A 26278-nucleotide genomic window follows, 5' to 3' on the forward strand; every position below is an offset into this window, starting at 1 on the left:
CACTCGTTCACTCAGGAGAACTCCTTCAGCGCCTCCGTGAGGAGGCTCCCCGGAGCGCCGAGGCGTACATGGACTCCGTTTGAGGCCGTCAGTACGCCAGCTATGACGACGGCGGTGACGTCGCTCGCCGTCGCGCTGAACGCGAACTGCTGGGGCATGGAACCGGCGGTCCGTACCGAGTCCGGAGCCACAGCCATGAGGTCGCACACTGCACCTACCTCAAGTGCCGACGCTATGGGAGTGGCCATGGAAGCCGTTGCGCCAGTGGTGGCCGCGCGGAGCAGTTCATGCGGTGAGAACCTGCCCCGCTGGCCGGAGCCGAGGCGTTCTCCGTGTTCCAAGGTACGCATTTCAACCCAAGGATCGATCACCGCGTGCTGGTCCGTGCCCAGCGCGATGGTCGAGCCGGCGTCGGACAATGCGCGTGCCGGTCCGATCCCATCGGCGAGATCGGCCTCAGTGCTTGGACACATCACCACCGTGGCTCCGGCGTCCCCGAGAAGCTGGATGTCTTCGGGCGTCAGGTGGGTGGCGTGGACGGCGGAGAGCCGCCCGGACAGCAGTCCATGCCGGGCAAGAAGTCCAGCCGGGGTGACGCCATAGGCCTGCAGGCAGGCCTCGTTCTCAGCCGGTTGTTCGCTGAGGTGGATGTGGAGCGGAATGTCGGCAGGCAGTTGGTGTGCGACAGTCTTGAGCGCTTCCTCGGGCACTCCGCGGACGGAGTGCAGGGCGGCCCCCATACCGACCTTTTCCGGCGGAAAGCTCCGCGCTACCTCGGCCCGCAGTGACGCGAGCCGGTCCAACCAGGCCTGGGCGTCGGCGTCGCCAAACCGTGCCTGTTCCGGGCTGAGCGGCGTCCCGATGCCTCCCGCGAGGTACAGGGTGTCCAGCAAAGTCAGACGGATCCCCGCCGCCACGGCTGCCCTGGCCAACGCCAGTTCCATCGCGTGCGGCTCCGGGTACGGCGTTCCTTCCGGCTGGTGGTGGACGTAGTGGAACTCGGCCACGCTGCTGAAGCCCGAGACCACCATTTCGGTGAAGACTGCCGTGGCGAGCTTCTCGTATTTCTCGGGTGTCAGTTCCGCAGCGCTCCGGTACATTTGCTCTCGCCAGACCCAGAAGTCACCACGCCCGTCATGGGTCCGGCCGCGCAGGATCCGGTGAAAAGCGTGCGAATGGGCGTTTGCCGCGGCGGGGAAGACGACGCCGTTCAAAATCTGGTCACCGGTTTCGGGCTCGACTCCGGTGGAGATCCCAGCGATGCGACCTTCGTGGACTTCCAGCCGAACGCCGGCGACAACCGCGCCGCCGGCGACAGAACCGCCGTCGGCGTTTACAAGCGCCTCCTCGCACCAGAACCCGCTCACAGGAGTCCCTCCAGAACGTCGGCGAGCGCAACGGCGCCGGCTGAGGCGTCCTCGTCAGCGACGTATTCTTCCGGTGAGTGCGAGATTCCGCTGGGGTTGCGGACGAAAAGCATCGCCGAGGGGACATGTCCAGCCAAGACTCCGGCGTCGTGTCCAGCGCCGGTTGCCAGCACGGGCGCGCCCGGCAGGAGCTCGCCGATGCGTCGGCTCAGGGCGGGATCGAAGTGCACGGTGTCGCTGTAGGACTCCTCGGTGAGGGTGACGGTGCATCCCTCGCCTGCCGCGATTTCCCGGGCCGCGCGGTAAATCGATTCGATCAATTGTGCCGTCACGCCGTCGTCGGGATGGCGGGCGTCAAGCCACAGATCGACGCGAGAGGCAATCACGTTGGTGCCGCCGGGAACCGGGGTCAAGCGCCCCACTGTGGCCCGCGCATCCGGCTGTTTCGCCGCGGTGTCACGGACGGCAACGACGATCTGCGCGGCCGCGACCATCGGATCGGCACGATCGGCCATGAGTGTGGTCCCGGCGTGGTTGCCTTGGCCGCTGACGCTCAGCTTCCAGCGGCCGTGGCCCAGGATGGAGCTTCCGACGGCGATGGCCGGGCCGCCTTGGCCCAGCCCCTTTCCCTGTTCAACATGCAGTTCAACGAAGTCGCCGATTCGAGCCAGGGCTTCCGGATCGGGACCGACGTGCCTGGGATCCAGACCATTGCTTCGGGCGACGTCGGCGAAAGTGTTGCCGTCCACATCGCGCAGGTTCCGCGCCTTGTCGACGTCGATGGCGCCGGTCAGGAGCCGCGAGCCCAAGCAAGCCACGCCAAAGCGGGATCCCTCCTCTTCCGGGAAGGCCGTGATGGCCAGGGAACGCCCCGGCACTGTGTCCTTCGAGTCAACGCCGCGGGATCTGAGGATATCGACGGCGGCGAGTGCGGACGCGACGCCAAGCGGCCCGTCAAAGGCGCCTCCGCCGGGGACGGAATCGAGGTGGCTGCCGGTGACGAGCGCACCGTCCTGGGGCTTTCCCCACCAGGCCCAGATGATGCCGTTTCGGTCGGTCTCGACGCCGAGGCCGCGCTGTTGGGCTTGTTCGATGAACCACTGCCTGAGGTCGAGCTCGGGCGTCGAGTAGACGGCCCTGGAGTACCCTCCGCGCACCGCATCGCGGCCCACGTCCTTGATTGAGTCGAGGAGCTGATTAACGGTTTCCATGTGTTCCTCCGATGAATGAAGACTGCCACCAAGTCACATGATGCCACTGCGAGCTATGGACTGCCGACGACGACGGGCGTACCTTGGTGTCCAAACACCGCACTGGGGAGGTGGAGTGTTTGTCCGGGTATCTGGGGTGCCGTGGCATCTTTTTGTTGCGCCCCGTTCTTCTCGCCGTTTTCGGCGCATTGGCATGGTTGCTGTGGCTTGCCGGTCCTTCGCAAGCCGCTGACATCCTGCCGACGATTCCGGCTGTTCCGTCTCCTTCGGTTACACTGCCTCCGGTTCCCCTCGCCGTTCCCATAGGGCCGCTCGTCAACCACGTCCCGTCCGCGGTTCCGAGCCCGAGTCAATTGGCCACCGTTCCTGAGTCCGTTGTTAATCAGCTAACAGACCACGCCTTGACACCGGTCGTTGGACTCGTTGACGCTGTGCCGCCAATGGTCACCAACACGATCAGTGAACTCCCGGCCTTGCCCGAGCTGCCTTCCGTGCCGGCATTGCCGCCGGTGCCCGGAATACTGCCGCCTCAAGGACCAAGTGCTTCAGCTGTCCCCGCCGCCCCAATGCGCGCTGGATCAGGCGCGGTGCTAACCGCCCCCACCCCACTTGTCCCTACGAGCCCCCTTTCACCATCGGTCCAGGCCGGGCCGGGAGCAAACACAGGGAGCTCCGGATTCACAAGGAACCCTGGATTCATGCCGGACGGGGTCTTCATGCCCGCCGCTGTATTCGCGACGGCGGAAGTGTCTCCAGGCCCCGGCGGACCTCCGCCTGACACACCGGCTCCTGCGGCGGTGTCGCCACATGAGTCCGGATCGATGTCGGATCCGCAGGGCGGTTCCGCGTTTGGCGCCGCAGATCTCCCGGAACAACGTGCACTGGCGCCGCCACTCCACCACGGCCCCATCCCCGATGGCCGGCAAACCCCCTCAGCCGAACCTGCATTCGATCCGGGATCTTCTCCCGACTGAGCAGGCCGCTCCTGCCCTTATGGCAGGCACGACCAACTGCGCCACCAGCGCAGGACACGCCTTAGTCAGGAGAAGACCATGCAGGACCGCAACCGATTGATAGGAAATTGGCCCGACCCCATGAAGAAAGGAGGCATATAGGTATAAGCAAGCATCGCGACAGGCGCTCAGCGCCCAAGGGAACAACGACGCCGGCCGTACAGTCAGTCTGACTGCACGGCCGGCGTCGTGGTGCTGCAGATGGGCCTAGGTCTCTTTAGAACAGGCCGTTCACCACAGCCTGGGTGAGCTGGTGGAAGATGTCGGTGCGGGCGGGGATATCGCTCTCGTCCTGGCCTTTGGTGTAGACCACGAACGCGTAGGAACTGGTCCCGTTGGTGAGGATGCTGGCATCGTGGAGTTCGTCGTCGAGCAGTCCGTACTTGTGGAAAACAGTGATTCCGGCCGGCACTGCAGCGGGGATGAGTGATTCGTAATTCGTGTTTTGCATGTAGGACAACAACTGTGCGGTGTCCTGCTGGTTCAGGAGCTTTCCGCCGTAGAGTCCGGCCATGATGCTGGCCATTTCGCTTGGAGTCAGCGTGTTGTTCTCCGGGTCATAGCTGATCCCGATTGACGTGGCGTAGGCCTGCAACTCCCGGTGGCCTATGGTGTCCATGATCAAGGACCATGAATCGTTGTCGCTGTCCTGGATCATTTCCTTGATCTGGAACCCGGAGGTGTAGTCCCCCAAAGGATCGTCAAGGGACGCTGCGCCTGTTTCGACGAGGTGGTAATAGGCAATCGCCGACAGGACCTTGGCGGTGCTTGCTGCCTCGAACGGCTCCTGGACCCCGTATTGGTGCGTCGAGCCATCAGACAGATCAATCAGTGCCACGCCGATCTGGTACTGACTGTTGGCGTTGATAATGCCGTTGATTTGGGCATCAAACGCGGGCGTCACAGTTCCTGCCGCGGTCTGGGCCGGCGCAGCGGCTACCGAGGTAGGAGCGGCAGCCGCCGCCGTCGTCGGGGCAGCCGCCGCTGTAGTCGGGGCAACTGCCTCCGTTGTCGTCGGGGCAACTGTCGCCGGGGCAGCCGCCGCCGCGTCACCCGCGGGAGCCGTCGGGGCCGAGACGAAATCGGAAGCGGAGCGGGCGTGCGCAGCTGAGTAGACCGTGGCCGTCAGGATCAGGGCCAGAATGGCCGCACAGGCTGTCAGCAAGGCCGATCGACGTCGGCGGGGACTCCAGTGGTTCCACCGATTTCGCTTTCGTCCGGACCCTTGGCCGGGACGACGGGGCTCTTGCTCTTCCATAATGAAGCAACCGTAGCTACTGCAGCTATGTAAGAGCTATGAAAATCCTGTCCGTCAGCCGCGTGTCGCCTGGGTGAATATCAGGCGTCGCGGATCGGTGAGCCCAATACTGTGAACCGGGTGCCGCCCATCTCTCCGGACAGCAGCGGCATTGCCTCAGCTATGGCGGCCCGGACGCTGTCCAGTTGCAGCGATCCTTGGTGCGCTTCTGCCGATTCCCATAGTTCGCAGACAAAGACCGTGTCCGGCGATTCGTCGTTGACGCCCACCTCGTAGAGCAGGCAGCCCGCGCCCCGGAGCCCCGGTTTCGGTCTGAGCAGGATGGAGACGACGGCGTCGCGTTGGCCTGGTTTCGTGCCGAGACTTCCCACATTTGCAAAGGTCATGCGCCCATTGTGCTTCATTCCTCCGACGCTATTGAGGAATCGAGTATCGGCGAACAAAGTTGCCGAGGATCTTCATCGGTTCGGTCGCCGTGATCTTGCGGGCATCTGCCATCAGCTGTTCAGCAGCCTCGGGCGGGAAGTATCCGGCGTGGCGATAGGTGGCGATCCGGGTGACGAGCCCCTCGGCGTCGAGCTCTGGATGGAACTGAGTGGCGTATAGGTTCCTCTTGATACGGAACATCTGCACCGGGCACGTGGCCGAGCCAGCCAGCAACACGGCGTTTCCCGGCAGTACCGTGCAGGCTTCCTTGTGACCGGTAAAGGCGACAAAGCGCTCGGACATGCCTTGGAGGAGCGTGTCTTGGAGGCCCTCCGCTGTGAGTTTGATGGTTACCCCGCCGAGTCCTTCACCGTAGGTACGGTCAATCACCGCCCCCTGGTGGAGCCCCAGGGTTCCGACCCCATAGCAGGCCCCTAGAAAGGGAAAGTCGGCAGCAACAATCCTGTCCAGCAGCTGCGCGAGTTCCTTCTCCACCCGTTTCTGGACCAGGCCCTTGTGCTCTGGTGGATCGCTCGAAGTGAAGGGGCTGCCGCCCACAATCACGCCGGAGTAGTCGGAGAGCTCAAGCGGCGGGAGTGGCGCCGCTTCCATTCGGATGCGTTGTAGATGCTCGGGAGCGAGCCCTCCAAAACGAAGATACGCCTGGTACTCTTCCTCGGCGGCGGCGTCTTCGGCACGAGATGCGAGCAGGAGAAACGGCTTCACAGGCTAAGTGTGCGCGCGGCGGCCGTGACGCGCCAGCGTTCGGCTGAAACATCCCTCTTGGGGGCGGTGAGCCGCCGTTCACGTGGAAGAAATGTCCGAATTTCTGCCCGGGTGGAAGGATTTCACGTCCTTCCGCCCGGTATTCCGCGCAATCACTGGGATCCTGGACGCCCGTTCCAGGCGGTTCTGCGTCCGCGTGGAGGCGGCGTTAACATTCCCGAAACACGCCCGTCATGCGTTCTTCACGCCAAGCCAAGTTATGTAACGTGCCCGCAATTTTTCCTCGCATTGCTTGAAACACGGAACCGGAAATATTGGGCAGGGGAAGAACGGGACCACGCTGCAACGGTCCTCCTACGGCATTCCGATCAGAAGGGAAGCGCACGTGAATATCACTGCGGAAAACGTTTGGGTGATGGTGTCGGCGGCACTTGCACTGCTCATGACCCCGGCACTCGGCCTCTTCTACAGTGGCATGACGCGGGCCAAGGCCTCCCTCAACATGATCATGATGAGCTTCATCTCCGCGGGCATCGTAGGCGCCGTGTGGATCCTGTGGGGCTACTCGATGATCAGCGGCAAGAGTGTCCTGGGGATCTTCGGCAATCCGTTCAGCAGCTTCGGCTCCGCGGACCTGGTCGGTTCCACCGATCTCATCAAGCTGGGCTTCAGCGCAACCTTCGCCATCGTCACGGTGGCCCTGATCAGCGGAGCTATCGCCGACCGCGCCAAATTCAGTTCCTGGGTCATCTTCGTCCCCATCTGGATCACCCTGGTGTACTGCCCCTTGGCTTTCATGGTTTGGGGCGGAGGCCTGCTGAGCCCCGGCGGAGCCATCAGTTCAGTCTTCGGCCAGGTCATTGACTTCGCCGGTGGCACCGTGGTGGAAATCAGCTCCGGCGCTGCCGCGTTTGTCCTGGCGCTGATCCTGGGCAAGCGCCACGGCTTTGGAAAAGACCCGAACCACCGCCCGCACAACCTCCCCTTCATCATGCTTGGCGCCGGCCTCCTCTGGTTCGGCTGGTTCGGCTTCAACGCCGGCGCGGCCACGACGTCGGCGCAGGCCGGCTTGATCTGGGTCAACACCCTTGTTGCCCCAGCCGGGGCCATGCTCAGCTGGTTGCTCACCGAGAAGATCCGGCACGGCCACCCCACGTCCTTGGGTGCCGCATCCGGCGTCGTTGCCGGCCTCGTGGCTATTACTCCGGCCTGCGCCAACGTGGCTCCCGCCGCAGCCCTCGGCCTCGGTCTGGTGGCTGGCGCCGCCTGCGCCGTGTTTGTCGACCTGAAACACAAGTTCGGCTTCGATGACTCCCTCGACGTCGTGGGCGTCCACCTTGGTGGCGGACTTGTGGGCACCCTCGCGCTCGGATTCATCGCACTGCCGGTCAATGGCAAAGGTGGAGGATTGTTCTACGGTGGCGGACTCCAGCAGCTCGTGGCGCAGATCGTCGCCATCCTTGTCACCCTTGCAGTATCTGGAATCATGACGGCAATCATTGCCCTTGTCATCCACAAGACCGTTGGATTCCGGGTCAGCCACGAGGCGGAGCTCGCCGGCGTGGACTTGTCCGAGCACGCCGAGACTGCCTACGAGTTCGGCGGCATGTCCCGAAGCCACTTCAACGCCCTCCCGCACGTCAACATCCCCCTTGCCGCTGCGGCCGTCCCTGTTTCAGCCCGGGCCGCTGCCGCCGCTTCGTCCCCCGCGGCCGCTCCCGCCGTCGAGCTCCAGCGCGAAAAGCAGGCCGACCCCGCTTAGCGGAAGCAGGCATTTCCGCGGCCGCGAGGGACGCGTACGCTCAATTTGTGGATATCGTCGATTTCCTCTCGGACCGTCTGAAGGAGGACGAGGCTGCGGCGCGGAAACTCCTCGGCGACCGTTCCGTCTCCGAGGCGGGCAAATGGTACGAGCGCCGCCTTCTCCTGGAATGCGAGTCGAAGAGAAGGCTGCTCAGCATCGTGGAATCCGCACGGCAGACGGCCTTGGCCACGATGGTTCGCGGCACGCTTGGCGATACCCCGCAGTGGATCCCGGAATCAATCGAATGGACCACGAAATCGTTGAATGCCCTCGCGCTGCCATATTCGGACCATCCGGACTTCGAGCCGGAATGGCTGGCGGGGATGTAATCGGCAGCATCTTGCCGAAAGATGGTCCTAGCGGACCCACGGTCGCCCAACTGATCACTTTCGGCAGCATCTTGCCGATTTCGACAAATTAGTTCAGAATGAACCTAGGAAACTGCCAAATCGGCAATATCGTGCCGGATCATCGGAGACGCGTGGAAGACCTAGCGGCCATTGCGGCGACCATACGAAAAGCACGCAAAGAGGCCGGAATCACGCAAGCAGACCTCGCTGACCTTGCCGGAACCTCCGAAAGGACCGTGCGGGCGATTGAGACGGCCACCGGGAATCCTTCGCTGGGGGCCGTCGTGGCGGTAGCGAATGCCGTAGGCCTGCACATGGCGGCGGCCTGATGGTCGACGATCTTCAGGAGTTGAAGTTCGTCCGTGCAGCGGACGTTCACAAAGGCGGCGTCCTGGCAGGTCACCTTGTCCGCACTGGCCATGGCGGGGTCAGTTTTTCCTACGTGGCAGAGTACATGGCTTCCGGCCTGCCTGCGATTGCCGGTTCGTTGCCTTTGACGGGGATTTCTGTCGAGACTCCCGCTGGCGCCCTTCCGCCCTTCTTCGCCGGCCTGCTCCCTGAGGGGCACCGGCTTAGCGTGCTCAGGGACGCCACCAAAACTAGCCTCGACGACGAACTCACCCTCCTGCTCGCAGTCGGAGCCGATGCCCCCGGGGACGTCCAAGTGGTCCCCGCCGGGGAAATTCCCGTGGAACCGGCACCCCTGGCCGACACATCCAGACCAGAGCAACTGGACTTCGCCGCCCTTGCCAACGCGGTAGACCGTCACGCGATCCCCGGCGTCCAAGACAAGGCAAGCGCGTCCATGCTGACCACACCGCTGTCCCTCAGGGGGCAACGGTATCTACTCAAACTCGACCCGCCCAACCAGGCACACTTGCTGGCGAACGAAGCGGTGCACCTCTCCGCCGCCAAGTACCTCAAAATCCCTGTAGCAAAGAGCCTCATCATCACCGACATGCACGGGTTGCCTGGGTTGCTAGTGGAACGCTTCGACCGCGTCCGGGACCAGGACGGCATTTGGGTCCGCTTGCCCATGGAAGACGGGGCCCAGGTCTTGGGCCTGCCACCGGCTTCCAAGTATTCGGTGGCGTCGGAGGACGTAGCTGCCGCGCTGGCTGGGCGATGCAAAGCCCCTCTCGTGGCAAGCCGCAATCTGTATCTACAGTTTGTCTTTGCTTGGCTGACCGGGAACGGCGACCTCCATGCGAAGAATCTCTCGATCCTCGGGGGCCAGCACGCAGGATTCGTCATGGCCCCGATCTACGACATTCCATCCACCCTGCTGTACGGAGACGACTCGCTCGCGTTGCCGGTGTCTGGGAAAACCAAAAACCTCAAGGCGAAGCACTGGGCCGATTTCGCGGCGTCGATTGGCTTGCCACAGCGCGCGGCCATCTCCGCCAATACATTGGCCTTGTCAGCTTCCGGGAAGGCCAGCTTGGAGGACCTACCCTTCACCGGGTCACCGCTCCGAGGCGCTCAACGAGAGCTGCGATTCCGGCGTGGAGAGCTGGCGGGCTGACTAAAGTGCAGTACCGACGCGCCCCAGCGACAGAAAGCCCTGCGGTTAGTGCATCGTCCCGAAACTAGTGTTGTACCGGTACATGAACGCGGCCATCGCATCCCGGTTGACCGCTAGATACGGACGGTAGGTTTTGCTTCCGTCGGACTCGGTCCATCCCGTACTGATGCCGCTGTTTGCGAGCCAGGTGATCTGCTTGTAGAACGGGTTGTCAGTGGCGACGTCGGTGAATGGCGACGTCGCCGGTGCCGTAAACGCCGGACTACCCGCGAGGCGGTACATGAAAGCAGCCATGGCGTCTCGGTTAACCGATAGATACGGACGGTAGGTCTTGCTTCCGTTGGCTTCTGTCCAGCCCGTGCTGATGCCGTTGTGCGCGAGCCAGGTGATCTGCTTGTAGAACGGATTGTTCGTGGCGACGTCAGTGAATGGCGACGTCGCCGGAGGGGTGAACGCCGGACTGCCCATCAGGCGGTACATGAACGCAGCCATTGCGTCCCGAGCTACCGCCGTCAGGGGGTTGAAGTTCCTCGACCCGTCGGACCCGGTCCATCCAGTGGAGATGCCACGGGAACCGAGCCAGTTGATTTCGGACGTGAACGGGTCCCCGGAAATGTCCGAGAAGATGGGGCCTGGGTTGGTGGCGAAGTCGGTCAGCTGGGTGAGCGTGCCGTTGAAGACGTCCTGGTCGCCGGGAAAAACGCCCGTATCGGAGTTCTGCCACAAGGTGTAGTCCGGCCAACTGGCCGGCAGCGGTCCGGGGTCAGTCGAGAAATGGGAAATATGCAGGGGGTGGTTTCCGAAACCCGCCGCATTGCCGGTGCACGTGGTCCACCAGTCAGTGGTGGTGTAAATGGCAGGCAGGCGCCCGGTCTTGGACAGGATGGTCGTGGCGAAATCGGAGATCCAATTCACCATGTCCCCTTGGCTCAATCCGTAGCAAGTACTTCCATACGGGTTGTATTCAATGTCCAAGAGGGCAGGAAGGGTCTTCCCGTCCGGAGTCCAGGCTGCGCCGCTCTGCAGAAAGTAGTTGGCCTGGTCCGCTCCTGAGGACGCGTCGGGAAGCGCGAAGTGGTAGGCGCCGTGCAAGAGTCCGGCGTTTGCGGATCCGGCATATTGGCTGGCGAAGTACGGGTTGGCGTAGCCGGCGCCCTCACTGGCCTTGACATAGGCGAATTTGGCGCCATTTGTGGCCGCGGTTGACCAGTCCACATCGCCCTGGTGGCTGCTGACATCCATCCCCGGCACCCCTGAGGCCACCGAAGCGGGCGCTACGGCCTGGGCAGACATCCGCATTGGCGCAGAGGGTTCGTGACTGCGGACAGTTGAACCCATCGCGTGATCATTCGAGGTACTTGATGTCGCGGACGGGGATGCGGACGGTGGAGTCGCCGTGGGTGACGCGGAAGCCGCGCCCGCTCCCGGCGCGACGAGGACGATGCCCGCCACCAGGACAGCTACGTACCCGGCGACGCCCTTCCGGTTACGGGGCCGAACGGGATTCTGCCACCTGGGGGCGCGCGGGATCGACGCGTTCATATGAAATTCCTTCCGTTTTGGCACCGGAAGAGACCCGCGCCTGCCATCAAACGCCCGCAGGAGCGGACGTGACGGATACTATCAGTTCAAATCAAAACGAATGACAAACCGGCAGGATCCGCGGTGCGGGTCGGGTCCCTTTCAAACAACGACGACGACGGCGGCGCTCCAGACAGTGCCGGCCGGGCACCACAACTCCCCCGCGAAAAGGCGCGGGCCACCTCCCCTGTCAAAGAATTAATCCAGAATCTATTCTGTTGATGAACCGGTATATGTACGGTCCATCAGGCCACCGGCACGTCCCGGGAAGCCCATCCCGCTCCGGGGGCCGTCTCTATGAGGAGGCGTCCATGTCAACTCCCGATGTGCCAACCCGTGGGCCCGCAAGGCCCGGTCCGTATATTGTGGCGGGAATCCTGCTAGCCATCGCCATTCTGGTTCCGCTGTTCGTCCCGGCGTATTCGATTGATCAGCCGCGGCTAGCCGGTATGCCGTTCTTCTACTGGTACCAAATGCTCTGGGTTCCGATCACGGCAGGCATGGTGGGCGTCTCCTATCGGCTGGTGACCAAGGAGGACCGTCGCCGCCGCGAGGCCGCGCGGGGCGCACGCGGCGCACGCACTGAGGAGCAGGAACAATGAGCGGGCTCACCGTCCCGCTGGCGACCACAGCGGATCGGCCCGTCAACGGCGTCGCGCTCACCGTCGTCGTCGTCCTCTTTATCCTGGTGGCGGTCTTGGGCTTCTTCGCGGCACGCTGGCGCGCGGGGAAGGAGACCGGCCTGCACAGTCTCGATGAGTGGGGCCTCGGTGGTCGCGGTTTTGGGACGTGGGTGACGTGGTTCCTTCTCGGCGGGGACCTCTACACGGCCTACACGTTCGTGGCCGTTCCGGCGGCGATGTGGGCCACCGGCGCCGTGAGCGGTTTCTTCGCGGTGCCGTACACGATCGTGCTGTACCCGATTGTGTTCCTGTTGATGAGCCGGTTATGGTCGGTCTCGCATCGGCATGGGTTCGTCACGCCGGCGGACTTCGTTGGCGGGCGCTATGGCAGCCGGGCCCTCACGGTCGCCGTCGCCCTCACTGGCATTGTCGCGACCATGCCCTATATCGCGCTGCAATTGGTTGGCATCAAAGCCGTGCTCACTGTGCTGGGCCTCGGCAGCGCGCAGAATGTGCTGCTGACTGACTTGCCGCTGATCATCGCGTTCGTGGTCCTGGCCGCCTACACCTACACCTCGGGCCTTCGGGCGCCGGCGCTTATCGCCGTCGTGAAGGATCTCCTGATCTACCTCGCGGTCATCGTTGCCGTGATCTATCTGCCGATCAAGTTCGGAGGCTGGGACAACATCTTTGGTGCAGCCCAGACGAAACTCGATGCCATCAGTCCGGCCACAGGCAAGCCAACCGGCGTCTTCATCCCGGGCGCTGCAAGCTACTCGGCATACTGGACACTGGCCCTTGGTTCCGCCATGGCCCTGTTCATGTACCCGCACTCGGTAACCGGGGTCCTGGCGACCAAGAGCAGGAACACCATCCGCAAGAACGCCGCAGTGCTTCCGCTGTATTCGCTCATGCTGGGATTCCTTGCCCTCCTGGGCTACGCGGCCATTTCTGCGGGGACCAAGCCCATTGACCTGAACGGTGCCGTCAATCCACAGTTGGTGGTTCCGCAGCTGTTCCTGGACAACTTCCCCGCTTGGTTTGCCGGGATCGCCTTGGCGGCCATCGCCATCGGCGCCTTGGTCCCGGCCGCCATCATGTCGATCGCTGCCGCCAACCTGTTCACCCGCAATATCTACCGCGACCTGATCCGGCCCGACGCCGACCCGCGGCAGGAAGCGAAAGTCTCCAAGATCGCCTCGCTAGTGGTGAAGTTCGGGGCACTGATTTTCGTGATCGCGATGGACCAGTCGGCCGCCATCAATATGCAGCTCCTCGGTGGTATCTGGATCCTGCAGACCTTTCCGGCGATCGTGGCAGGGCTGTACACCCGATGGTTCCACCGCTGGGCGCTTTTCGCAGGCTGGGCGGCCGGAATCATCTACGGCACCGTCGCGGCGTACAACGTGGTCAACCCCGTGACGAAGGCTAACTTCGGCGGCTCCATCGCTGCCATCCCCGGCACCAACGTGCAGGTCTACATCGCCGTCGTGGCGTTCGCAATCAACCTCATCGTTGCTGCCGTCCTGTCGCTGGTCTTCCGCGCGATGAAGCTCCCTGATGGAAAGGACATCACCCGAAACTCGGACTACGGAGCGAACGAGGACGATCCCAAAGTTGCCCAGCTCCAGCGCGACTACCCAGTGAGCGGAAGCGGAGGCGGCACGTTCTGACTGGATCTGCGCGCTAGCACTTCCTAGACAACCTTGCCATGGCAGCGATATCCCGCGGCGTCGTCCGGCAGCACCCGCTTTCGCCCGAGTTCGGGTACGCGAGCAGCCGCTTGTCCGTGGCATTGCGCAGGGCCTCAAGCGCTGGGGAGACTAGCTTCAACGGCACGCAATTCACGCCGATCGCCGCCACGCGGGGCCGGGTTCCACAAAGCGCCGCCACCTCAGCAAGTGGCGTGCCGTCGCTGATGTGTCCGCTGTCCCGAAGCGTGAAGGAAAACCAGGATTCGACGTCGAACTCCTCCACGAGCGTCAAAAGGGCCCGAGCCTCCGCGAAGGAGGGCAGCGTTTCACAGGCCAGCAAGTCCACCGCGGCCTCCACGAGCGCCCTAATGCGCGGCCGGTGGAACTCCTTGAACTCACGCTGGGTGAGGACGTAGTCGCCCCGATACTCGGAACCGTCCGCGAGATAGGCGCCATAGGGGCCAACAGATCCGGCAATCAGCAAGGGACCTGCATCCGGGTTTTCAGCCAAGTACTCACCCCGGGCCTCGTCGGCCGAGCGAACGCTTAACGCCACCAGTTCCAAGGCCTCCGCCTCGGCAATGCCTCGCTGGGCAAATCCCTGGGGCAAGGCTTGATAGCTCGAGGTGATGGCGATTTCGGCGCCGGCGTCGAAATAGTCCCGATGTACCTGCTTGATCAGCTGAGGCTGTTCCAAAAGGACCTTCGCCGACCATAGCGGATCGTCCAAATCGCAGCCGCGAGCTTCAAGCTCGGTGGCAAGTGCGCCATCCACTGTCAGGTTTGCACCGGAATCGAGCATGCGGGACAAGGTGGGGCCGTGACTGCTCCTGCTGTCCATAGCTTGAGCCTACGATCCTTCGGATGGGTCTAGTCCAGAATGCTGTCCGCATCCGCAGCCCACAATTCCGTTCACTGATCAGGCGCCGGCGCAGTTCCGTGCGGTGGGCGTGTTTGCCTAGGCGGCCGGGAGTTCCGGTCGGTGGGGCCTGCGAAACACGTCCCCGAAATAGTGTGCCGTCGTAGCGGGCGGGTCTCCGTTCAACTGCGTTCCTGGCATGGGTGGGGATGTTGATCGGTAGAGGTGTCCGGTGGGGGTGCGGATTTCGTAGAGGTGCCGTCTTTCGGGACCGGTTTGTGCTGTCCAGCCGTTGAGTTCCTTGGTGTAATTGCACGCTTCGCATAGCCCCGCCCCGTTGTCCAGGCTTGTGGGGCCGCCGTCGTGCCAGGGCACGATGTGGTCAAAATGCCGGATGGGCGCATCACAGAACGGGGTCCGGCAAGTATCATCACGCGCTTGAATGAAGCGCCGCATACCGGGCGGGTAGAGCCGCGCCCTCGAATCGGCGCCGACAAGGTCCCCGCTTCCGGGGGCGGTGAAGAGGCGCCGGAGCCAGACCTTTAGATCCTGGCTCTGCTCGGGCTGGCCGGTGTTATCGGTGAGGAGTGTCCTCGCCCAGGCTGCGGGGACGATGCCGTAGCCGGGGAGGCGGGCGGGTTCGCTGTCGCCTTGGAAGAGGGTGCGGTCGGTCATGACGAGCTGGATCTCGACGCCGGCGATCCCGCCCGGGGTGCCGGTGGTGCGTTCGACCAGGGTGTCGGCCATGATCTGGCCCCGGGACCGGTTATCCCCCGTCGTGCGGAGGGTGTCGGCGTGCCGGGTCAGGGCCGTGTGCACGGCGACCCCTTGGGCGACAGGAAGGAGCGCGGTCAGGTAGGTCATGGTGTCCGGTGCCGGGCGCAGGCTGACGTGCCGTTCGGTGGCGGCGTGGCTGGCACGTTGCGTGACGGAGCGGGGGTCCCGCCGGTAAGCCGCGGTCCGGGCCGCGGCGATGATGGCCTTGTCTCCGGCGCCGTCGAAGGTCCCGGTGTCGGCTGCGAGTTCCTCGTCCACCGCGCAGCGGTCCTCGGCGCTCAGGCAGGCTGTTTCCTTCACGAGCAGGGTCGCTCGCCATTCGTTCAGCCGTCCGGTGTCCAAGGCGGCGAGGGTGTGGGGCATCTCCGTCACCAGGGCATTCGCAAGGCCCAGGAACCGGGATCCTCGAGCAGGGGACTCCCGCCGCGCCAGCGCCACCTGCGCCGCGACCCCGCGCCCCTGCTCGTCGGCCGGGACGCCCAGATCAGCCTGGGCACTGCGCTGTGCCGCATCGAACGCCACAGTGATCCTCGCCTGTGCAGCGGCGGCTGCGGACTTCAAATCTTCGAAATCCCGCAACAAGTCAATAAACACGGCACTGTCGGTATGTTCGCCGCCGGCCGGTCCGTCGGTCCGGAACGAGCTCACGGCATCGATCAAATCCCGCACCCGGGCACCCGACACCAGAGCCGTGCCGCCGCCTGGCGCGCCCGCTCCGATCACTTCGGTTCCCTGAATGCCGTTCATAAGAAAAGCCTCCCAGGGACCACTGACATTATTAGGCCCGAAGTAGCTCGTGCCAACGAAAAAGTCCACGGGACTTTTTCGACAGCGCCACAAGTTTCGGTTTCCGACAGAATTACGACCGCTACGGTAGCCATCGCTCGAACCACTGATAGGCGGATATCGATCGTTTCGGAAGACCGCCCGGCCGAAGAAGCCGCACCGTGGACACGCGAAAACTGAAGTACTTCCTCGCCGTCGTCGACCACAACGGGTTCAACCGCGCTGCCCAGCATTTGCTTATCGCCCAGCCGTCCCTCTCCCAGACCATCGCAAGCCTCGAGAAGGAGCTCGGCGTTCCACTGTTCCACCGCATCGGCCGCAGGGCCGTGCTCAGCGAACCCCGGAAAGGAGTTGGTCGCCCTGGCGACGCACGGAAGGGGAGCTGCGGCGTCGTCATCACCGGCGAGGGCAGCATCGACGAGCAGACCTTGGCCGGAAAGTTGTCTGCCGCCGTCGCACGCCGCTCGGTCACCCTGCCGGTCATCGCCGTCGCGGGCCGCTCGTTGCTGCCTCAGGACCTAAGCGCGGGAGGGTTCGTTGTTGTCGCACGTCACCGGATTCACAGGTCCCTCAGCGAGGAATCGGCGTCGAGACGAGCGAGCCTTGCGACGTGGCCAACGGCTCCAAGGCACAAGAACAACGGCACGCAGAAGAGTGCTCCGAGCACGAGCAGCCAGTTGGGCATTGCCCACGCAGCCACCGGTAGGAGGTCGAGCTGCAGGCCGCTGAAGACCGCCGTTCCCACGATGGCGCAAAGAGTTCCCAGGAGCGCTCCCACAACGCCAATGATGAGACCCACCGCCGCCAACTCGACCATGTAAACCCCTGCTATCGAGGCCCCGGACCAGCCGATGGCCTTGAGGAGACCCACTTCGCGAGCTCGCTGCTTAATCCAGCTGCCACCAACCGACACTCCAAGCCCGAGGCAGAAGATGATCAGGAAGCCACCGATCACCCAGCTAACAAGTGCAAGAAGCGCAAAGAGGCCTGACAGGGATCGGATTTGGCCCGCGACGCTGTTCACTGAGTGCCCGAGGGCTCGGACTTGGTTTTGTACATTGACCACTTCGTCTGCCGAGTCAACGCGAACATATGCGCGGGGATAGGCTAACGCTTTGGTATCCGGCCGGGCATTGGCGAGTGTTGACTTGAGCACCTTGCTGGATACGTATGCAGCCTGCGCGCCGTCCGTACCCGGCGACGAGTTGTCATATATACCTGCCACGCGGAGAGATATGGAAACGGGTTCCCCGTTGCCGGGGCCGATTTCCTTCGTGTACACGAAGCTCATTTCCCTGCCGAGTAGCTGAGCGTATTTCTGGCCCTGCCCCTTGTCGGGAAGCAGGATCTGGCCTTCCCCAGGGCCGTCTCCGGAGACATCTCCGAGCAGTACCTTTGGGGCGATGCCGCTGATAAATGGGGTACCCAAGAACGCACCAGGGTTGTTCGGAGACGGCCAGTTCGCAGGATCCTCTATGGCGAGGTCAATTTGTGCCCAACCGGACGACCCCACCACATGCTCGATTTGATCGAACCGGGACAACGAGTCGTCGGTGATCTCGCGAGCTGAGTCTGGACCTACTGAAGTCACCTCAACGTAATTCAGGGCAGAGTTGGTGGTGATCTTGTTTGAGTATGAACTTATGCCGGCCCCAACGATGCTGTCGGCGAAAATGAAGACCGCAATGCCTATGCTCATCAGAACCACAAGTGGTCTCAATTTCGATAGAGAAAGCCGCACCGACCTCGCAGCAAAGACTCTATTTCTGTTCAAGGAGCAACTCCTTCATAGGAAGCTGACGGTGGGCCACTCGCTGGAAAACTTCGTCGTGGGACGCGACAAGGACACCGCACCCGCTGTCGGCGCCGGTTCGCATGGCGTCCAGGATGGCTTCAGTATTTGTCGCGTCAAGACCCGAACTTGGTTCGTCCGCCAGTAATAGTGAAGGTCTGTTGATAAGTGCACGGCAAAACGCGACTCTTTGCTGCTGCCCGCCGGAAAGCCTCTTCGCTTGCCGGTCAGCGACCGCGGCCAGGCCGAAGCGTTCCAACTGCTCCGTAATCGTTGCGCGTGTCATGGCCTGGCGGCCGGCAAGGAGAACATTTTCCAACGCCGTAAGTTCGGGCAATAGGTTGCTGCTCTGAAACACCATTCCAATTTCGATCGAGCGGACAAGACTCGCCGTCCGGGACGATGCATTGGTTCTGTCGTCACCATCGATCCACACTTTGCCGGCATCGGGGGTTGACAGAAGCCCGGAGATATTGAGGATGGTTGACTTCCCCGAACCTGACTCACCTCGCAGCCAGACGATTTCACCCGCCTCGACGTTCAGGCTGACTCCAGAAAGGACCAATTGTCGATTGCCGCGCTCGTCTGCAAAAGACTTGGCAATCTTCTCGAGACGCAGTACGGAGGTCATTTGTTCTCCCCGAAGTCGTAGGCACCCGGGACCGCGATCATAGCCGCCGAAAGCGAGAGGCTACACGGTGACGCCTTGTCTGCTTCCATCCGATACAAAGACGAGAATTCTTTGCAGCCCTTCAGAGTAAGGAGTCCCTCGGCCGCCTTGTCGAAGTCGTTTGATCCAAGTCCGGAGCGACTTGCGTTCGTCATGGCGGTCAACGCCCGAAAGTAGTTCAAGCTTTTTTCCTTGGGGGAACCGATGAGCTGCGGGAGAGCGGACTGGACGCCCGGAAACATTAATCTCACTTCCTCGCTGTTTGAGAAGTACATGGAGTTAGAGAGCGCCATCAGAGCGCCGGAGAGTAGGTCTTCAACTCCGGGGTCTGCATCGAACGCTTCCAGTCGCCCCAACCGGACGCTGGGCTCAAGCTGCACCAGAACGTCCACCAACTCGATGTATCCAGTGAGATTTGCGAATGTCACGGCGACCGGAAGCGCTGCCCGTCCCCGCTCGATGACCGCACCGTAGCTCTCCCAGGACGAGGAGCCGGAGCGCTTGAGTGCTAGAAGCGCCTTGAGCTGAGTGATCAGATCGATTTCGGGCGCCTTCAGCACCCGTTCCAGTTCGTGTCGGGTTCGCTCGCTTGCGACCTCCGGAAAGCTCGTGTCGAGGAGTCTCGCGGCAAGATACGTCCCAAGGACCGACCCCTTGGCGAGAGTCGCTGAACGGATAAGTCCGGTCTTCTGGTCGACCCTGGGTGCAACACGGTCCTTGATTAGTCGTTGTGCATCGGTCTGAGCGTTCAGCAGTTCCAGGGAACGCAGCATTGAGGCGATCAGCGCATCATCATGCACCTGGCTTGAATCCAGAAGCCCAACGATATGGTCTTTAGCATCGTTGGGAACGACAAGATCCTTTCCAAGAGTTGCTCTCGCTTCGAGAGCGGCTTGAAAGTCAAGGGTCGACTCGTAGTCGCCAGGGAGCTTCTTGGAATCCACGTTTTTCAAGGCTCGTTCCAACTCGCTAGGTTTCTGCTTTTGCAGAGCGGAATAGGAATCGAAGACACGCCACAGAAGGTAGGGTTTGTCCGTGATTGAGTTGACGTCAATTGCCCCAAGCCGCACGAGCGCTTCTTCTGCTAAGGACTTTCCAACGATCGCGGACCAGCCTTGCATTCTACCGACATCGATCCAAAACCAGAGGGCGGCAATCTCCGCGTCTACATCCTGTTGTCTCGCAGGAATCGCACCATTGGCCAACCTCGCCTCCAATTCGGCAGGAAAAGTTGCACCGGCAGCCCTAATTAACTTGAGCGCCGACCAGAGGGTCGGCAGGTCGGTCGTGGTCTGCTCGGTGAGTGCTTCACGGACTGTCCTATTGGCGTTGTCCGCAGCCAGCAGGTAGGAACCAAGGGCCTCGGAGTACAACGCGGTGGTGTACAGGTCCCCGCGCTCTTGGCCCTCCCCTTCGGGCATTCTTATGAGGCCGTTGACACCCTGTAGCCTCTTCAAGTCTTCTTTTATGGCAGAAACGTCATTAGTCGACGCAGAGAGACCGGCACTGCACGCAGGCAGGCAGAGCATAGCCACGACTAGCACCGCCAATAGTTTGGCGCTTCGTGTGTACTGCAACTTTCGACGGCATATACCCGGACTTCTTTTCACTACTGCAGTGCCGATCTCTTCGTCATACTCGTGCGGAAGCAGTGCGCAAATTGCCGTAGTAGTAACCAGTGGCCGCCACATCCGCGCCTAGGTAGAACGCTCCCCAACCCATGCAGACAGTGCCACTCAGATAGGATCCACGGGCGCCATTACTGTTGGTCCACTGAAGTGTCGCCGGATTGCTGGTTCCCGAACCCGATACATTGACACCCTTGATGCTGATGGACCCAACTCCGTACTGGTAGAACGATGTCGTGTTTCGGATCCAGTTAGGCGATACGTTCATCACCGCCGACGAGGAAAAGCTCCCACAGCCGCCATTTGAAACCGACTGGATCCACATGTTTGCCGTGATCGGCTGCCCGTTATCGAAATACGCCGTGCCCGACGCGCTAGTGGCCTGCGCTCCCGACGCCACCCCAATTGCCATGAGCGCTGTCAGCGCTCCTGCCGCAACTGCCTTCCTAACATTCCTAACCATTTTCATTCGATTCCCCATTCTCAATTACCGGTCGGTCTTGGAATTCCGACCGCATTTCTGGTCAGACATGAATATCGAACATGTTCTCCACCCTGAGCCGATCGCTCGGAACTAGTTTGGGAGCGCGGCTCGCGAGTCGGCTACTACAAGTACGGCGGAGCCCGCTTTTGGACCCAGATCAGGCACTCTACGAACAGGACCAGCGCCAGAACGAACAACCTTCTCATCGCCGATGCCTATGGACGATTGACGGATTTGTTTTGGGTCGCCTCTGCATCGACGATGAGGGCCATGGTTCCAAGAGAGATCGCGCCGATTGTCCAAAGCCACATTGGAAGTGACCCGGGGAAGCCAGCAGTCGAGGCTCCCATGAAAACGCCGCTACCCATCCCGCTTATCGCGAACAAACCAGCATCGCGCTTCGGACTTCGTTTTATTGCGAGCACTACGACCAGGGCAACCGCGCCAACACCCAAAGATGTCCAGGCAAGCGGTGGAGTCTTTGGTTCGTGAACGAGCCCGACAATAGTGCTGCCAGTGACACACGCGAGCACGAAAACAGTGGCCGTCCTGCGGACAGTTGATGAATAGATCACTATCGGAACCTTTCTCAGGGGCTGGGCCCGAGCGGCCATCGCCAAGGAGTTAGCTACGGCAGCTTGGGCGAAAGGGATGACTGGGGTTCGCATGCGCGTTCGCTTTTGTCTGTAGGCTTCGAAAGCGTCTTTTCGGGCCCAGGAAGCAACAATGGCTCCGTAGCACACGAATTCGATGCAATGCCCCGGGACGACAACCCAGCTCGACACGCCAACCCAGGCGACTGCCCCAAATATCACGACGATGAGCACCGCACTAGCTATGTTGAACCAGCTTCGACCCGGAGTTGCGTTCATTGCCGTCAGGAGTTCATCTAGGTAATAGAGCATTTCGATCCATTCCAATGGCCGCAGTCACCGGCAATAATCGCGTGCGTAGCGGAACGCCACAGCCCCCATCGGAGCGGACGCGCGATGATCGCAATAGAAGGAGCCACCGGTGCCACTAGGACTTCCTGAACAATCAAGACGTGATTTTCCATGAATCCCCCAATCTTTCTGTGGTTCCGATTTGAAATCGAAACCCGTACAGGAAGGCTAAGGGCAAAAATGGCGACTCAGTGTTGAAAACAACAAATTAAGTGGAGCCGCTGACGAATCTAAGTGGTCAAACATGGCAACACGTAGACGAAAGCGTGGCAACACGTAGACGGAAACACGAATGTTCCTTTATGCTCAGGCCAATGTCCGTTCATTTTCACTTCCTCCACACCCCGGTCGGCGAGCAGGATCTGGCCTTCCCCAGAGCAGTCTCCAGGGTGATACCACCGATCAATGGCCTATCCAAGAAGACGCGTGAGTTGTCGAGTCAGGACCCGAACCTCGTTCGTCCGCAGTCGACCGCTCTTGCCACACAGTAGTCCCGCGCGGTCGACGCCCCCACCCCAACGTTGGGTCCGGCCTCAAACTGAAATCCCCTCACGCCACTGATACCCAATACCGCGCGTTCTCGGCTATGTTGTCATCGTCAACCATGTCGGGATGGTCCATCAGCGCCTGCGCCGAGGCGATCGATCCCTGGACCTCCGGTGGTGGGATCAGATACGAGGGCTTAGGCGCCCTAGTCCCTTTTCCGACGAGACCCAAGCCAGCGGCTTGCAACGTCAGATAGTGCTACAAAGCCAAGGGAAAGGGCAAACGCTAGGGCGACCGTCAGTGCCTCCCGAATTACATTTCTGCCAGTCCACCAACTGTTGTTGACAAGCATCAGAACTTTTTGTCCGGGCCTCTCAGGTTTTCCAACGGTTACCTCTTCCGATCCAGTTGAACGATGAGCCATAAACTGCACCGGCAAGGTCGTTTTGGACCCGTTGCGCTAGAGGCTTGAGAAACGGAAGAAAAACAGAACTGATCGATTCGCCGGGCGCCAGTTGTAAATTACTGTCAGACCTTCCGGGTTCTGGTGAGCAGAGGAATTCATCAAAAGGCAGACTTCAGGGTTCGCTCTCTGTTTGGCGATAAGCCGCCAGAACGTCGCTGCGGGCCCAAGAGACAACAAGAGCGATGTCGAGGGCGAAGGCAGCACAAAAGAAGGTAACAAAGACGGCAAATGGTGCTCCAGCGACGAAGAGAGCGCCCGCGATCACGATGAAGAGCACGCCGCTGATCAAGTTGTATCGACGCCGACCCCGAGTTGCACTCATCGCCGTCCTGAGCTCATCTAGGTAGTAGAGCATGTCTCTCCTCTCCGATGGCCGGCGTCACCGGCAAGAGCCGCCCCTCGCAAACAGCGACCTAGGCGGCAACGATGGCGGCACTGCAGTCGCTGCCCGTCTCTTTGGATCTTTGATGCCCTGGCATCACGCACGAACTTCCAAAGCGAAATAAGTGATACCGCGACGAGCACTACTCCCGAAACGATGCTCCACCGTGACTCGCCGTGAACGGTGGAAAAGACGTATGCCGAGTAGAAACCAAAAACGAGCGCGAGTAGAAGCCAAATGATCGAGTTGCTTTTCATGGTGAATTCCTCAGCCGGTGGACACCTATAATCCACTGGTCCCCAGCTATTGCTATGGTCTGTTGCAGAATCAGCTTCAATTCCCAACCCCCAATAAGTTGTGTTTCGCACTGATCCTTCAGAGCGGCCCTCCGATACCCGGTTGCGCGGCTGCTCGGTTGCTCGGTGGCTCGGGGACCGTCCTTGTGAAGGAGGCTAACGCCAGAAAAGCCGTCTCAGTGTAGAAAACGGGAAACTCAGTGCTGGGAGACCGGAATCTCAGTGTGGAATCGGGCAATCTCCGTGTGGTCGGTTGTGCTTCTCCGTGTAAATCAGGGGCGAGCACGTAGAGAGGTGTCATCAGGCCGCGATGGAGTCAGTTCGGCTTAGGCACAACCAAACGAGCTCACGTCCTCCGCACCATCGCCCGTGTAGCCTCTCCCTTGTAGTCCAGCGCCGTGAAGCCGAGGGCTTGAAGAAACCGGACTTCCTTCGGCTCGCTGGCCATCGCAACTATCGGCGTTCCCGACGGCAGGGCTACTTTAAGGACTTCCTTTGCAAACGGCACACCCGAACCCCACTCGATACCTTCGCGCTTCGCGAGCCACGCGACACCGTAGGCCGGCTCGTCCAACGACGCTATCCATGCTTTGCCCGCGACACGGGAACGGTGCATGGTCCTTGACAGAAAGAACGGCAGCATAAGGAGGGACGGAAGAGACCAGATCACCGCGAGTATGACCAAAAGCGGCAGAGCGATCGCCCCTGCCACGGGAGCCATACCCGTAAGAACGATCGTGAACGCGAACGCAGTTAGCAACATCCGCGGCACCCGGCCGGAAAAGCGCACGCGCCCCAGCGGTATCAGGATAAGCATTAGCTCACGGTCTGCATGCCAGACTTGCTCGGCACGGACTCGACGAAGTATCTTGCTGCGGTAGCCGAAGAAGCAGGCAGCAGCAAGCAATTCGCGAAAGGGCCCTCTAGCCTGCGCCGCCCCAGCCCAAGCAAGGATCCCCGCTAGCCACGACACGTCGGACTTCGTCGCCAATCGCGGCGTTCCAAGCTCAGAATCTTCGCGCAGCGAGCGCGCCTGATGTTCCGTCATCTGCATTCCCCCAATATTCATCAACCAAGGCGCCATGACCTCGCCCCGCAAAGAATCTTAACCGTTGCCCCACACCAGCCGGCCCCTCCCAGTGCACCCAACCGCGCCACTTGGTATCCCAAACCCCCTCCCCGCAAGACACCCTCTTGACTCCCACCCCCTCCTTCCCTAAACTTTTCATAAAGCAGAATCTAAATTCCACAAAGCGGAAACTCACCGAGGCGAACCAGCCCAAGAGAACAAGCCAAGCGGAACATAGATCCCAAGCCCTCCCCCGGAAGGACACCTACGATGACGTACACAGTGAACTGCTCCATCCTCCTGACGGAGCTGCCCCTGCTCGAGCGCCCCGCGGCCGCGAAGGCTGCCGGCTTTGACGCCGTCGAATTCTGGTGGCCCTTTGAAACCTCCGTCCCCTCGGACGCCCAGGTCACCGAGTTCGAGAACGCCATCAAAGACGCTGGCGTTCAGCTCACCGGCTTGAACTTCAACGCCGGGAACATGCCGGGCGGCGACCGCGGCCTGGTTTCCTGGCCCGCCCGCTCCTCCGAGTTCCTGGACAACATCGACGTCGTCGCAGGCATCGGCGAGCGGCTTGGCTGCAAGGCCTTCAATGCCCTCTACGGCAACCGCGTCGACGGCGAATCCGCCGAGAAACAGGACGCCATCGGCGCCGAGAACCTGGCCAGCGCCGCAGAAGGCGTGGCACGCATCGGCGGCACCGTCCTCCTCGAGCCCGTCAGCGGCGCCCCCAAGTACCCGCTCCTCAAGGCTGCCGACGCCTTCAAGGTGATCGCCCGCGTCAAAGAAGAATCCGGCGCCACGAACGTCAAGCTCCTAGCCGACTTCTACCACCTCGCGGTCAACGGGGACGACGTCGCAGCCGTCATCGAAAACCACGCCAAGGACTTCGGCCACATCCAGATCGCCGACAACCCCGGCCGCGGGGCTCCCGGAACCGGCGAGCTTCCCCTCGGCGAATGGATCGCCCGCAGCCGCGAACTCGGCTACGAAGGCTACATCGGCCTCGAATACAAGGAACCGCAGGAAACGGCCTTCAGCTGGGCCATCCGCCAGCGCGCCACCTCCCACTAAATAGCCCACCCGCGCTAAAACAAAGACTTCAGTAAGGAAAATCATGAGCAACGTTGCAGTTATCGGACTCGGAATCATGGGCCTCCCCATGGCCATCAACCTGGTCAAGGCCGGCCACACCGTCACCGGTTTCAACCGCAGCCAGGACAAGATCGACAAGCTCGTCTCCGAAGGCGGCAAGGGTGCCACGAGCATCGCAGACGCCGTCAAGGACGCCGACGTCGTCATCACCATGGTGCCGGACTCACCCGACGTCGAAGGTGTCGTCAGCGGCCCGGACGGCGTCTTCGCCAACGCGAAGAAGGGCGCCCTCTGGATCGACGCGAGCAGCATCCGCCCGGACGTCGCCGCCCGCCTCTCGGCAGACGCCGTCGCAGCCGGCATCCGCCCGCTCGACGCACCGGTTTCCGGTGGCGAACAGGGCGCCATCGACGCCGTCCTGTCCATCATGGTTGGCGGCGACGCAGCCGACTTCGAGGCAGCACAGAATGTCCTCAACGCCGTCGGCAAGACCATCGTCCACGTCGGCCCCTCCGGCTCCGGCCAGACCGTCAAGGCAGCGAACCAGCTGATCGTCGCCGTCAACATCGAGGTCCTCGGCGAGGCTATCGCCTTCCTTGAGGCCTACGGCGTGAACACGGACGCAGCCCTCAAGGTCCTCGGCGGCGGCTTGGCCGGCTCCAAGGTCCTCGACCAGAAGGGCCAGAAGATGCTCGACCGCAACTTCGACCCCGGCTTCCGCCTGGCCCTCCACCACAAGGACCTCGGCATCGTCACCTCCGCAGCCCGCGAAGCCAACGTCGCCATCCCGCTCGGCGCCGCCGTCGCACAGCTCGTAGCCGCCACTGTCAACCAGGGCGACGGCGGACTCGACCACTCCGGCCTCTTCAAGCAGGTCCTCCAGCTCAGCGGCCGCAACTAGGCCGCCCGCCCCCAAGGGCGGAAACAAGCGAAAACCAGCAGCCGGCGTCGGGCACTTCCGACGCC

Annotated in this window: 22 protein-coding genes and 2 pseudogenes; 11 read left to right on the forward strand and 13 right to left on the reverse strand. The window is 61.9% G+C overall.

Annotation, left to right across the window (positions count from 1 at the left end):
* Positions 1–11 precede the first annotated feature (11 nt).
* The 5 genes from NFJ07_RS14595 to NFJ07_RS14615 form a co-directional block, all read right to left on the reverse strand.
* Positions 12–1367 (reverse strand): formimidoylglutamate deiminase, encoded by a 1356-nt coding sequence (locus tag NFJ07_RS14595; protein ID WP_269995380.1) that lies wholly within the window; start codon positions 1365–1367, stop codon positions 12–14.
* Positions 1364–2578, reverse strand: a complete 1215-nt coding sequence (locus NFJ07_RS14600; protein ID WP_269995382.1) for an allantoate amidohydrolase — start codon at positions 2576–2578, stop codon at positions 1364–1366. The genes NFJ07_RS14595 and NFJ07_RS14600 overlap by 4 nt, the downstream gene beginning before the upstream one ends.
* Before the next feature lie 1230 nt (positions 2579–3808).
* Positions 3809–4756, reverse strand: a complete 948-nt coding sequence (locus NFJ07_RS14605) for a serine hydrolase (protein WP_269995384.1) — start codon at positions 4754–4756, stop codon at positions 3809–3811.
* 173 nt (positions 4757–4929) lie between these two features.
* Complete coding sequence (locus tag NFJ07_RS14610; protein WP_269995385.1) at positions 4930–5235, reverse strand: putative quinol monooxygenase; 306 nt, start codon at positions 5233–5235, stop codon at positions 4930–4932.
* Between the two features lie 28 nt (positions 5236–5263).
* Complete coding sequence (locus NFJ07_RS14615) at positions 5264–6001, reverse strand: glutamine amidotransferase (protein WP_269995386.1); 738 nt, start codon at positions 5999–6001, stop codon at positions 5264–5266.
* A 385-nt stretch (positions 6002–6386) separates the two neighbouring features.
* Here NFJ07_RS14615 and NFJ07_RS14620 point away from each other — a divergent pair, with 385 nt between their 5' ends.
* The 4 genes from NFJ07_RS14620 to NFJ07_RS14635 all read left to right on the forward strand — a co-directional run bounded on the left by NFJ07_RS14620 (position 6387) and on the right by NFJ07_RS14635 (position 9680).
* Positions 6387–7763: an ammonium transporter gene (locus NFJ07_RS14620; protein ID WP_269995387.1), complete on the forward strand. Its 1377-nt coding sequence runs from the start codon at positions 6387–6389 to the stop codon at positions 7761–7763.
* A gap of 47 nt (positions 7764–7810) precedes the next feature.
* Positions 7811–8134 carry a DUF6221 family protein gene (locus tag NFJ07_RS14625; RefSeq protein WP_269995388.1) on the forward strand — a complete coding sequence of 108 codons (324 nt, stop codon included), beginning with the start codon at positions 7811–7813 and terminating at the stop codon, positions 8132–8134.
* 152 nt (positions 8135–8286) lie between these two features.
* Entirely contained in the window at positions 8287–8484 is a 198-nt protein-coding gene (locus NFJ07_RS14630) for a helix-turn-helix transcriptional regulator (RefSeq protein WP_269995389.1), read from the forward strand.
* Positions 8484–9680, forward strand: coding sequence for a type II toxin-antitoxin system HipA family toxin (locus NFJ07_RS14635; protein WP_269995390.1), 1197 nt, complete (start codon positions 8484–8486; stop codon positions 9678–9680). Before NFJ07_RS14630 ends, NFJ07_RS14635 begins: the two co-directional genes overlap by 1 nt.
* Before the next feature lie 45 nt (positions 9681–9725).
* Here NFJ07_RS14635 and NFJ07_RS14640 read toward each other — a convergent pair whose 3' ends face one another.
* Positions 9726–11222: a lysozyme gene (locus NFJ07_RS14640; RefSeq protein WP_269995392.1), complete on the reverse strand. Its 1497-nt coding sequence runs from the start codon at positions 11220–11222 to the stop codon at positions 9726–9728.
* 350 nt (positions 11223–11572) lie between these two features.
* Between NFJ07_RS14640 and NFJ07_RS14645 the strand changes: the two genes are divergently transcribed.
* Positions 11573–11863 (forward strand): DUF3311 domain-containing protein, encoded by a 291-nt coding sequence (locus NFJ07_RS14645; protein ID WP_269995393.1) that lies wholly within the window; start codon positions 11573–11575, stop codon positions 11861–11863.
* Positions 11860–13557, forward strand: a complete 1698-nt coding sequence (mctP, locus tag NFJ07_RS14650) for a monocarboxylate uptake permease MctP (RefSeq protein WP_269995394.1) — start codon at positions 11860–11862, stop codon at positions 13555–13557. The genes NFJ07_RS14645 and mctP overlap by 4 nt, the downstream gene beginning before the upstream one ends.
* Before the next feature lie 13 nt (positions 13558–13570).
* On the opposite strand, the gene mmuM is transcribed toward mctP, so the two are convergent.
* Entirely contained in the window at positions 13571–14419 is an 849-nt protein-coding gene (gene mmuM / locus NFJ07_RS14655) for a homocysteine S-methyltransferase (protein ID WP_269995396.1), read from the reverse strand.
* Positions 14420–14536: 117 nt separating this feature from the next.
* Positions 14537–15961, reverse strand: coding sequence for a DUF222 domain-containing protein (locus tag NFJ07_RS14665; RefSeq protein WP_442865354.1), 1425 nt, complete (start codon positions 15959–15961; stop codon positions 14537–14539).
* Positions 15962–16161: 200 nt separating this feature from the next.
* Between NFJ07_RS14665 and NFJ07_RS14670 the strand changes: the two are divergent.
* Positions 16162–16347: pseudogene (locus NFJ07_RS14670) on the forward strand (LysR family transcriptional regulator); the annotation flags it as partial.
* A 48-nt stretch (positions 16348–16395) separates the two neighbouring features.
* Positions 16396–16494 (forward strand): annotated as a pseudogene (locus NFJ07_RS26045) (glycerate kinase); the annotation flags it as partial.
* Between the two features lie 65 nt (positions 16495–16559).
* Here the strand turns inward: NFJ07_RS26045 and NFJ07_RS14680 are convergent.
* The 3 genes from NFJ07_RS14680 to NFJ07_RS14690 all read right to left on the reverse strand — a co-directional run bounded on the left by NFJ07_RS14680 (position 16560) and on the right by NFJ07_RS14690 (position 19919).
* On the reverse strand, positions 16560–17699 hold the full coding sequence (locus tag NFJ07_RS14680) for an ABC transporter permease (protein ID WP_269995398.1): 1140 nt from the start codon (positions 17697–17699) through the stop codon (positions 16560–16562).
* Between the two features lie 61 nt (positions 17700–17760).
* Positions 17761–18423, reverse strand: a complete 663-nt coding sequence (locus tag NFJ07_RS14685) for an ABC transporter ATP-binding protein (protein ID WP_269995399.1) — start codon at positions 18421–18423, stop codon at positions 17761–17763.
* Complete coding sequence (locus NFJ07_RS14690) at positions 18420–19919, reverse strand: hypothetical protein (RefSeq protein ID WP_269995401.1); 1500 nt, start codon at positions 19917–19919, stop codon at positions 18420–18422. Before NFJ07_RS14690 ends, NFJ07_RS14685 begins: the two co-directional genes overlap by 4 nt.
* A 407-nt stretch (positions 19920–20326) precedes the next feature.
* Here NFJ07_RS14690 and NFJ07_RS14695 point away from each other — a divergent pair, with 407 nt between their 5' ends.
* Positions 20327–20668 carry a hypothetical protein gene (locus NFJ07_RS14695; RefSeq protein WP_269995402.1) on the forward strand — a complete coding sequence of 114 codons (342 nt, stop codon included), beginning with the start codon at positions 20327–20329 and terminating at the stop codon, positions 20666–20668.
* 1914 nt (positions 20669–22582) lie between these two features.
* Here NFJ07_RS14695 and NFJ07_RS14700 read toward each other — a convergent pair.
* Together NFJ07_RS14700 and NFJ07_RS14705 are read right to left on the reverse strand one after the other, a co-directional pair.
* Positions 22583–22825: a hypothetical protein gene (locus NFJ07_RS14700; RefSeq protein ID WP_269995403.1), complete on the reverse strand. Its 243-nt coding sequence runs from the start codon at positions 22823–22825 to the stop codon at positions 22583–22585.
* A gap of 669 nt (positions 22826–23494) precedes the next feature.
* Positions 23495–23965, reverse strand: a complete 471-nt coding sequence (locus NFJ07_RS14705) for a hypothetical protein (protein ID WP_269995404.1) — start codon at positions 23963–23965, stop codon at positions 23495–23497.
* 522 nt (positions 23966–24487) lie between these two features.
* Here NFJ07_RS14705 and NFJ07_RS14710 point away from each other — a divergent pair.
* Both NFJ07_RS14710 and NFJ07_RS14715 read left to right on the forward strand, forming a co-directional pair.
* Positions 24488–25291 (forward strand): hydroxypyruvate isomerase family protein, encoded by an 804-nt coding sequence (locus NFJ07_RS14710; RefSeq protein ID WP_269995405.1) that lies wholly within the window; start codon positions 24488–24490, stop codon positions 25289–25291.
* 43 nt (positions 25292–25334) lie between these two features.
* Positions 25335–26213: a 2-hydroxy-3-oxopropionate reductase gene (locus NFJ07_RS14715; protein WP_269995407.1), complete on the forward strand. Its 879-nt coding sequence runs from the start codon at positions 25335–25337 to the stop codon at positions 26211–26213.
* The last annotated feature ends 65 nt before the right edge of the window (positions 26214–26278 follow it).

Origin of the sequence: Arthrobacter sp. B2a2-09 (assembly GCF_027587375.1) — a bacterium.
Classification (GTDB): domain Bacteria; phylum Actinomycetota; class Actinomycetes; order Actinomycetales; family Micrococcaceae; genus Arthrobacter.

Excerpts from the sequence above, each read along its gene's own strand:
- NFJ07_RS14600 (WP_269995382.1), bottom strand. The coding sequence starts at position 2,578 with ATGGAAACCGTTAATCAGCTCCTCGACTCAATCAAGGACGTGGGCCGC.
- NFJ07_RS14610 (WP_269995385.1), bottom strand. The coding sequence starts at position 5,235 with ATGACCTTTGCAAATGTGGGAAGTCTCGGCACGAAACCAGGCCAACGC.
- NFJ07_RS14635 (WP_269995390.1), top strand. The coding sequence starts at position 8,484 with ATGGTCGACGATCTTCAGGAGTTGAAGTTCGTCCGTGCAGCGGACGTT.
- NFJ07_RS14640 (WP_269995392.1), bottom strand. The coding sequence starts at position 11,222 with ATGAACGCGTCGATCCCGCGCGCCCCCAGGTGGCAGAATCCCGTTCGG.
- NFJ07_RS14645 (WP_269995393.1), top strand. The coding sequence starts at position 11,573 with ATGTCAACTCCCGATGTGCCAACCCGTGGGCCCGCAAGGCCCGGTCCG.
- mctP (WP_269995394.1), top strand. The coding sequence starts at position 11,860 with ATGAGCGGGCTCACCGTCCCGCTGGCGACCACAGCGGATCGGCCCGTC.
- mmuM (WP_269995396.1), bottom strand. The coding sequence starts at position 14,419 with ATGGACAGCAGGAGCAGTCACGGCCCCACCTTGTCCCGCATGCTCGAT.
- NFJ07_RS14665 (WP_442865354.1), bottom strand. The coding sequence starts at position 15,961 with ATGAACGGCATTCAGGGAACCGAAGTGATCGGAGCGGGCGCGCCAGGC.
- NFJ07_RS14680 (WP_269995398.1), bottom strand. The coding sequence starts at position 17,699 with ATGAGCATAGGCATTGCGGTCTTCATTTTCGCCGACAGCATCGTTGGG.
- NFJ07_RS14685 (WP_269995399.1), bottom strand. The coding sequence starts at position 18,423 with ATGACCTCCGTACTGCGTCTCGAGAAGATTGCCAAGTCTTTTGCAGAC.
- NFJ07_RS14700 (WP_269995403.1), bottom strand. The coding sequence starts at position 22,825 with ATGCTCTACTACCTAGATGAGCTCAGGACGGCGATGAGTGCAACTCGG.
- NFJ07_RS14705 (WP_269995404.1), bottom strand. The coding sequence starts at position 23,965 with ATGCTTATCCTGATACCGCTGGGGCGCGTGCGCTTTTCCGGCCGGGTG.
- NFJ07_RS14710 (WP_269995405.1), top strand. The coding sequence starts at position 24,488 with ATGACGTACACAGTGAACTGCTCCATCCTCCTGACGGAGCTGCCCCTG.
- NFJ07_RS14715 (WP_269995407.1), top strand. The coding sequence starts at position 25,335 with ATGAGCAACGTTGCAGTTATCGGACTCGGAATCATGGGCCTCCCCATG.